At 61.5% G+C, this 8,738-nt stretch carries 4 protein-coding genes; 1 reads left to right on the top strand and 3 read right to left on the bottom strand.

Translation table 11 applies throughout. The features are described 5' to 3' along the window. Window positions 1-71: 71 nt before the first annotated feature. The 3 genes from ACW9HX_RS28495 to ACW9HX_RS28485 are packed head-to-tail and all read right to left on the bottom strand — an operon-like array spanning window position 72 to window position 4,997. A complete protein-coding gene (locus ACW9HX_RS28495; protein WP_249484923.1) occupies window positions 72-1,433 on the bottom strand; it encodes an HlyD family type I secretion periplasmic adaptor subunit in 1,362 nt (453 codons plus the stop codon). A 9-nt stretch (window positions 1,434-1,442) separates the two neighbouring features. Further along, window positions 1,443-3,602 (bottom strand): type I secretion system permease/ATPase, encoded by a 2,160-nt coding sequence (locus ACW9HX_RS28490; protein ID WP_457383139.1) that lies wholly within the window; start codon window positions 3,600-3,602, stop codon window positions 1,443-1,445. Between the two features lie 30 nt (window positions 3,603-3,632). Further along, a complete protein-coding gene (locus tag ACW9HX_RS28485; protein WP_457383138.1) occupies window positions 3,633-4,997 on the bottom strand; it encodes a TolC family outer membrane protein in 1,365 nt (454 codons plus the stop codon). Window positions 4,998-5,530: 533 nt separating this feature from the next. Here ACW9HX_RS28485 and ACW9HX_RS28480 point away from each other — a divergent pair. Then, on the top strand, window positions 5,531-8,738 hold a 3,208-nt coding region (locus ACW9HX_RS28480; protein WP_457383137.1), incomplete at its 3' end, for a retention module-containing protein.

The raw sequence follows: 8,738 nt of genomic DNA, 5'->3' as shown, positions 1-8,738 counted from the left end.
CGCATTTCAAATGTGGGAGCGGGCTTGCTCGCGAAGAGGCCAGATTATTCACCCCAAATTCCGGATCATCACTAGCGCTCACGCATCGCCTCGGTCCGCGCTTTGAGCACCGGTTTGAGCAGGTAATCCAGCACGCTTTTCTCCCCGGTGATGATGTCCACCGTGGCAACCATCCCCGGAATGATCAGCAGCGGTTTTACGTCCCCGCCCAAATGGTTTTTGTCGGTGCGCACCTGGATCAGGTAGAAGCTGTTGCCCTTGTCATCGGTAATGGTATCGGCACCAATCAGCTCAAGCTTGGCGCTGAGCCCGCCGTAGATCGTGTAGTCGTAGGCGCTGAACTTGACCATGGCTTTCTGGCCCGGATGCAGGAATGCCACGTCCTGCGGACGGACCTTGGCTTCGATCAGCAGGTTGTCTTCCAGCGGCACGATTTCCACCATGTCGCTGCCCGGCTGGACCACACCGCCGATGGTGTTGACCTTCAATTGCTTGATCACCCCGTGCACCGGCGAGGTCACGGTGGTGCGGCTGACGCGGTCGTCGATGGCGATGCTCGACGCAGTGATTTTCGACAGGTCGGTGCGCTTCTGGTTGAGGTCCTTGGCCGCGTCCGAGCGGAAGGTTTGTTCCGATTCGTCGATCTTGCTCTTGATCTCGTTGATCGCCGATTCGGCCCGGGGAATCGCCAGCGTCGTGGCGTTCAACGATCCACGAATTTCCACCGCGCTGCGTTTGAGCCGCAGGATCTCCACCGGCGACACCGCCCCGGTGCCCACCAGCGGCGACGACATGTTCATCTCTTGCTGCAATAGCGCCAGGCTGGAACTGTACTGACCCTGCTTGGAGCGAAATTCCGCCAGCTCCTGGGTCTTCTGCCGCAGCTGTTCGGTGAGGGTGCGTTGCTCACTGGCCAGTCGCCGCTGGCGCTGGTCGTACAGCGCACGTTCGTCTTCGGCCACCTGTGGCGCCTTGCTGACGACCTCGTCCGAAAGCTTCATTGGCCGGCCTTCGGACTCTGCCGACAACCGCTCGACCTGAGCCATCAATGCATAGCGATCCGCCTCGCTTTCACCCTTGTTCGACAGAAACCGCGTGTCATCCAGGCGCAGCAGGGTGTCGCCCTTGTTCACCATTTGTCCTTCACGCACGAAGATTTCGGTGACGATCCCGCCCTCGAGGTTCTGGATCACCTGGACCTTGCTCGACGGAATCGCCTTGCCTTCGCCCATGGTCACTTCTTCGAGCACCGCAAACTTGGCCCAGACCAGCGCGCTGATCAGCAGTGCCGCCGCCAGCCACACGGTGATCCGCGACCAGCGCGGCGAGTCCTGCAGCGACGCGCCGGCGGTTTCCGGCATGAATTCGGCTTCGGCGCTTTTGCCGAAACTGTCGAAGTAACCGCGAGGTTTTGAAGAAGAGGAAGCAGACATGGGCAACTCCTAGACCGCCGCCGAGCCGACCCGGCCCTTGCGCAGTGCATCGATGACCGCTTCTTTCGGACCGTCGGCGACGATCCGGCCGTTGTCCAGCACCAGCAACCGGTCCACCAGGCTCAGCATCGAGGTGCGGTGGGTGACCAGCAGCAGCGTTTTGCCTTGCACCCAGCCGTGAAGCTTCTGGCGCAGGACGTCTTCGCTGCTGTTGTCCATGGCGCTGGTGGGTTCGTCGAGCAGCATGATCGGCGGGTCGAGCAACAGCGCTCGCGCCAGCAACACCGCCTGGCGTTGCCCGCCGGAGAGCAATTGCCCGCGTTCGCCCACTGGTCGGTCGAAGCCTTGCGGGTGTTGGCGGGCAAGTTCGGTGACGCCGGTCAGTTCGGCAACTTCGAGCATCCGCGAGTCGCTGACGTAGCGGGCGCCGAGTGTAAGGTTGTCGCGCAGGCTGCCGGCCAGCAGCGGCAGGTCGTGGGCGACGTAACCGATCTGCTGGCGCAGGTCGGCGACATCCAGTTGCCGCAGGTCGAGTCCGTCGAGCAGCAGTTGGCCTTCTTCCGGTTCATAGAAGCCCATCACCAGCCTTGCGAGGGTGCTTTTGCCGGAGCCGCTGCGGCCGATGATGCCGATCCGCTCGCCGGGTTTGACGCTGAAACTGACGTTGCTCAGCGCCGGGGCGTTCTGGCCGTTGTAGTGGAAGGTCACTGCATTGGCGTCCAGCGCGCCTTGCAATTGCGTGCGCTCCAGCGGCCGCTGTTTGCCGTCGCGTTCCTGAGGCAGGGCCATCAGCGCGTCGGTGCTTTTCATGGTCAGTTGCGCTTGCTGGTAGCGGGTAATCAACCCGGCGATCTGGCCCAGTGGCGCGAGCACGCGACTGCCGAGCATGTAACTTGCGACAAGCGCACCGACGCTGAGGTTGCCGGCAATGATGCTGTAGACCCCGGCGACGATGGTCGCCATCCCCGAGAACTGCTGGATGAACAGCGTGCCGTTGGTGGCCAGCGCCGAGAGGTTGCGCGCATGGCTGTCGAGGCGGGTGAGGGCGCCATGGGTGCTTTCCCATTTGTGCTGGCGCTCGCTTTCGGCGCTGCAGGCCTTGAGGGTTTCCAGGCCGCCGAGGGTTTCGATCAGCAACGCCTGACGCTCGGCGCCGAGGCTCAGGCTTTTCTGCACGGTGTCGCGCAGGCGAGCCTGAATGATCATCGCGAACACAATCGTGATCGGAAACGCCAGCAGCGGAATCACCACCAGCCAGCCGCCCAGCAGACCGATCACCACCAGCATCAGCACCACGAACGGCAGGTCGATCAGGCTGGTCAGGGTCACGGCGGTGAGGAATTCCCGCAGCCCCTGAAAGTCGTGAATGCTCTGGGCGAATCCGCCGATGGTCGCCGGACGCGCCTTCATCGCCATGCCGGTGATGCGCTCGAACAACGTCGCGGAAAGGATCACATCGGTCTTCTTGCCAGCGGTGTCCAGCAGGTGCGCACGCACCACCCGCAACACCAGCTCGAAGCCGGTGCCGATCAGCAATCCGATGGCCAGCACCCACAGGGTCGACGTGGCCTGGTTCGGCACCACGCGGTCGTAGGTCTGCATGACGAACAGCGGCACCATCAGGCCCAGCAGGTTGATCAGGAAGCTGGCGAGGATCGCGTCGCTGTACAGCCATTTCGACAGTTTCAGGGTGTCGCGGAACCAGGCGTGGACCCTTGGCACCAGCGGTGAGCGCAGGTCTTCCAGTTCATGCCGTGGCCGGGCGAACAAGGCCTGGCCGGTGTAGTGTTCGGTGAGTTCTTCGCGGCTGACCCACTGCTCGCCGCCATCGGCTTCACTGGGCAGGATCAGCGCCTTGCCGTCATCGGCAAAACGCCGCAGAACCGCCGTGCGTCCGTTGCCCAGCAGCAACAGCACCGGCAGGTTCAGCGGGGAGATGTCCTTGAGGTCGCGGCGCAGCAGCCGCGCCTGCAACCCGGCCCGGGCCGCTGCACGGGGCAGCAAGTCCAGGCTCAGGCGTTGTTTGTCCAGGGGCAGCCCGGCGCTCAGGCTGGCGCGACTGACCGTCGCGCCATGCAGTTTGCAGAGGATCAACAGACCGTCGAGTAACGGGTCATCGAAGCTCAGCCGCGGATCGATCCCGGAGGCTCCGGGTTCCATGCTGGTCATATTGATCGCTCCCTGGCTACATCATCGGGACTACTTCAGTTCAGGCAAGCGCGCCTCGTTCTTCACCTCGGTAGCGGCAATCGCATCGGCGGGCAGTACCACCCGTTGCTTGCTCAGCAACTGACCCATGTTCGCCAGCACGCGGTACATCGAAAACTCCTCGGTGTAGCGGATTTCGGTGTAGCGGCGGTTGGCGTTGTACAGCTCGTTTTCGCTGTCGAGCAGGTCGAGCAGGGTGCGTTGGCCGAGGCCGAACTGATCCTGATACGCGGCGCGTACACGCTTGGTGGTTTCTGCGTATTCGCGGGCGGTCGGGGTCTGTTTCTTGGCGTTGACCATGGCGTTCCAGGCCAGGTGAATGTTCTCGTTGAGCTGGCGCAGGGCGTTGTTGCGGATGTCCATGGCCTGGTTGATCTGGTGCGCATCGGAGGCCAGGCGGGCTTTGTCGCTGCCGCCACGGAACAGGTTGTAGTTCATCACCACGCCGACGCGCCATTCATTGTCATGGCCCTCGTCACCCTGCACGTTGTTGTTGGCGCCGACCGCCGCTTCCGCATCGAAGCGTGGGTAGAACGGCGACTTGGCGACTTCGTACTGGCTCTCGGCCGATTGCACGTCGGCCTGGGCGGATTTCAGATACGGGTTGTTCTCCACCATGCTCTGCTGGGCTTCCGGCAAAGAGGTCGGCAATTCGCCACGGGTCGAGGCCGGCTCTTCCAATTCATCGGGCATGCGCCCGACCACGGCGTAGAAGTTCGATTCGGCATCCGCCAGATCGACTTCGGCAGTGTCGAGGTTGTTCTGCGCCAGCGCCTTACGGGCAACCGACTGATCGGAGTCGGCGGTGCTGCCGATGCCGCGCTGAGTGCGCAGGCCGATCTGGTCATTGACGCGCAAATGCGCCTGCAGGTTGTTCTTGGCCAGGGTCACCAGTTCGCGGCGCTTGAGCACTTCGAGGTAGACCTCGATGGTGCGCAAGGCCAGGTCCTGGGCGGTGCCTTGCGCGTAATACGCACGCGAATTGGACACGCCTTTGGTGCGCTCGACCTCGTTGGCGGTGTTGAAACCGTCGAAGAGCATCTGCCGCAGACGCAGCTCGGACTGGGTGTAATTGAGGATTTCAGTGTTGTGGCCGCTCGGGGTCAGCGAACGGGTATTGGTGTTGTCACTGTAACCGCGCCCGTAAGCAGCGTTCAGATCCACCGACGGATAGAAGCCACCCTTGGCGACTTTCACCTGTTCATCGGCCGACAGTTTGGCGTCCACGCGCGAAGCCAGTTCCGGGTGGGTCGCGATAGTGCTCTGAATGGCTTCGGTGAGGTTCATGGCCTGGGCTTGGGAAGTGCAAGCCATGGCCAGCAAAACCGCGCTGCAGAGGGGGGTTAGAACGCGCATGGGTGCATCTCCCTGAGTCCTGATGGTGTATCGCTGTCGCCAATTTATTGACGATATTTTTAGTAGTAAGCGTTTCATGCCTGTAACAACAGAGCTAAGAACATCCTGAAGCGTAGCTAAGAAAAAATTTTCATATGGCTTATGCCAAAAAAAACTTATGCGCTTCGCCAAATCCAGCACATTGTTCCTCTCGAAAGCCTTTGTTTTATGTGCTTTAGGGAGTGCAGAAAGGCTTGAGGAAAGTTCCACTCACTTTGCGACATACGGGCGAAGTACTGCTAAAGGGGAGGGACGCGTAGCGGCCAATGAGCGACAGTTTTTTGTCACTCGGGTGATTCACCACCGTTACGTAGCGCTAGTGGGCGTGCTGCATCGATCAGGGATTCCAAGTGCTTGATGGCGCTGGGGTTTCTGAATTTGCACAACCTGCGAAACGAACTGTCGAGGTGCGAGCGTCGCCCCGACAACCCGCTTGAGCCATGGGCTGCTTCGCGAACCAGTGCCGACGGTGGTCGGCAGCGGAGGAAATGCACATGGCAACGCTCATCGGGACCGTCACTAAAGTCATTGGTCAGGTTTTCGCTCAATCGGCTGACGGAAGTCGGCGCGCATTGGTTGAAGGCGATCGACTGTTTGCCGGAGATCAATTGATCACGGGCGCGGAGGGGGCGGTCGCCGTCCATCTGCAAAACGGCCAGGAACTGACCCTGGGCCGGGACAGCAGCCTGACCATGACCGGACAATTGCTGGCCAACCACGCGCCACATGTGGATGCCCCGGAAGCGCTGACCCCGAGCGATGCGCAACTCACCGACGTCGCGCAGATCCAGAAAGCCATTGCCGCCGGTGACGACCCGACCAAATCTGCCGAAGCCACCGCAGCGGGTCCCGATGCCCCCGGTGACACCAATGGCGGCAAGGGCGGTGGTCACAGTTTTGTGTTGCTGACCGAAGTGGGTGGCCGGGTCGATCCGGTCATCGGTTTCCCCACGGCCGGCTTTGGTGGCATTCCCGAGTTTCCACAAGAGCGTCACAACGCAGTCATCGACAACGGCGACAACACGCCTGCGCCGGTCATCCCGCCACCGGTCAATAACCTGGTCACCCTCACAGGCCTCGATGTGCCCGGGGGCGAACTGACGCTCAACGAAGCCAATCTGCCGGACGGCTCCGCCGCCAACCCTGGTGCGCTGACCCAGGCCGGCAGCTTCAGCATCTCGGCGCCCGACGGCCTGACCAGCTTGAGCATCGGCGGCATCAGCGTGATCGTCGGCGGCGTGCCCGTCGGTTTCCCGCAATCGATCATCACGCAACTGGGCAACACCCTGACCATCACCGGTTACAACCCGGCAAACGGCACGGTCACTTACAGCTACACCCTCAACGGCAACGACGCCCACCCAGCGGGTGACGGCGCCAACAGCCTCAGCGAACATTTCACGGTGATCGCCGGCGACAGCAACGGCGACACCGCTACCGGCTCGCTGGATGTGAACATCACCGACGACGTGCCCAAAGCGGTGGATGACAGCAACGCCAGCACCGCTTCGGAAACCAACCTGAGCCTGACCGGCAGCGTCCTGACCAACGACGTGCAAGGCGCCGACCGCATTCCCGTCGGCCCCAACAGTGGCCCGGTGGTTGCCGGTACGTTCACCGGGACTTACGGCACCCTGGTGCTGAACGCAAACGGCACTTACACCTACACGCTCAACACCAGCGACGTCGACTTCAAAGCGTTGCATGGCGGCGGTAATGGCACCGAAACGTTTACCTACACCCTGCGTGATTCCGATGGTGATACCAGCACCGCGAATCTGGTGTTGCAGATCCACAACAACGACGATCCGGTGCTGATCAATGGGTTGAATGTCGAAGGTGGTGAGCTGACGGTTTTCGAGAAAAACCTGGCGCTTGGCAGCGCGCCGGATGCTACTGCGCTGACTCAAAGTGGCACCTTCACCATCACCGCGCTGGACGGCGTGACCACGCTGACCGTGGGCGGAATCGCGGTCGTCACCAACGGCGTGGCCGCAGGCTTTCCGCAATCGGTCACGACTCCGCTGGGCAGCACGCTGACCATCACCGGGTTCAATGCCACGACCGGTGTCGTCAGCTACAGCTACACCCTGGACCACAATGACGCTCATCCGACTGCCAACGGCGCGAACACTTTGAGCGAGCAGTTCGCCGTCACTGTCGTGGACGATAACGGCACCACGGCCAACGCTTTGCTGGACGTGAACATCGTCGACGATCTGCCGAAAGGTGTGGACGACAGCAACGCCGGCACGGCCTCGGAAACCAACCTGACGCTGACTGGCAACGTCCTGACCAACGACGTGCAGGGCGCCGACCGCGTCCCGACCGGCCCCAATGCCGGCCCGATCACTGCAGGCACTTTCACCGGGACCTACGGCACTCTGGTGCTGAATGCAGACGGTTCTTACACCTACACCGTCAACCCTAACGACGCCGACTTCAAGAACCTGCACGGCGGTGGCAACGGCACGGAAACCTTCACTTACACCATCACTGACTCGGACGGCGATACCAGCACTGCCAACCTGGTGCTGCAGATCCACAACAACGACGATCCGGTGATCATCAACGGCCTGGACGTAAACGGTGGTGAACTCACCGTTTTCGAGAAAAACCTCAGCACCGGCAGTGCACCGGATGCTACTGCGCTGACTCAGAGCGGTACTTTCACCATCACTGCTTTGGACGGCGTAACAACGTTGACCGTGGGCGGCATTGCCGTTGTCACTAACGGTGTAGCCGCAGGCTTTCCGCAATCGGTCACGACTCCGTTGGGCAGTACGCTGACCATCACCGGATTCAATGCCACAACCGGCGTCGTCAGCTACAGCTACACCCTCGACCACAACGACGCGCATCCGACTGCCAACGGCGCCAATACTCTGAGCGAACAGTTCGCCGTCACCGTGGTGGATGACAACGGCACCACGGCTAACGCTTCTCTGGATGTGAACATCGTTGATGACCTGCCAAAGGCCGTCGATGACAGCAACACCGGTACGGCTTCGGAAACCAACCTGACCCTGACCGGTAACGTCCTGACCAACGACGTACAGGGTGCCGACCGTGTACCGACTGGCCCGATCACCGCCGGCACTTTCACCGGGACCTACGGCACTCTGGTGTTGAACGCCAACGGCACTTACACCTACACCGTCAATCCGAATGACGCTGACTTCAAAGCCCTGCACGGCGGCGGAAACGGCACCGAGACTTTCACCTACACCATCACCGATTCGGACGGCGACACCAGCACCGCGAACCTCGTTCTGCAAATTCACAACAACGACGATCCGGTGGTTATCAGCGGCCTCGATGTGAACGGTGGTGAACTCACTGTCTTCGAGAAAAACCTCAGCACCGGCAGTGCGCCGGACGCCACAGCGTTGACCCAAAGCGGCACGTTCACCATTACGGCGCTGGACGGTGTGACTACGCTAACCGTGGGCGGCATCGCCGTTGTCACTAACGGTGTAGCCGCAGGCTTCCCGCAATCCGTCACGACTCCGTTGGGCAGCACGCTGACCATCACCGGGTTCAACGCCACGACCGGAGTCGTGAGCTACAGCTACACCCTCGATCACAACGACGCACACCCGACCGCCAACGGCGCCAACACCCTGAGCGAGCAATTCGCCGTCACGGTGGTGGATGACAACGGCACCACGGCAAATGCTTCTCTGGATGTGAACATCGTTG

This window comes from Pseudomonas sp. SDO52101_S400, from assembly GCF_054071635.1.
Note: the sequence above shows the minus strand (reverse complement) of the source record. Positions and strands in the feature narration are given on the sequence as shown.

Coding starts and splice junctions, on each gene's coding strand:
- ACW9HX_RS28495 (WP_249484923.1), bottom strand. CDS start 1,433: ATGTCTGCTTCCTCTTCTTCAAAACCTCGCGGTTACTTCGACAGTTTC.
- ACW9HX_RS28490 (WP_457383139.1), bottom strand. CDS start 3,602: ATGACCAGCATGGAACCCGGAGCCTCCGGGATCGATCCGCGGCTGAGC.
- ACW9HX_RS28485 (WP_457383138.1), bottom strand. CDS start 4,997: ATGCGCGTTCTAACCCCCCTCTGCAGCGCGGTTTTGCTGGCCATGGCT.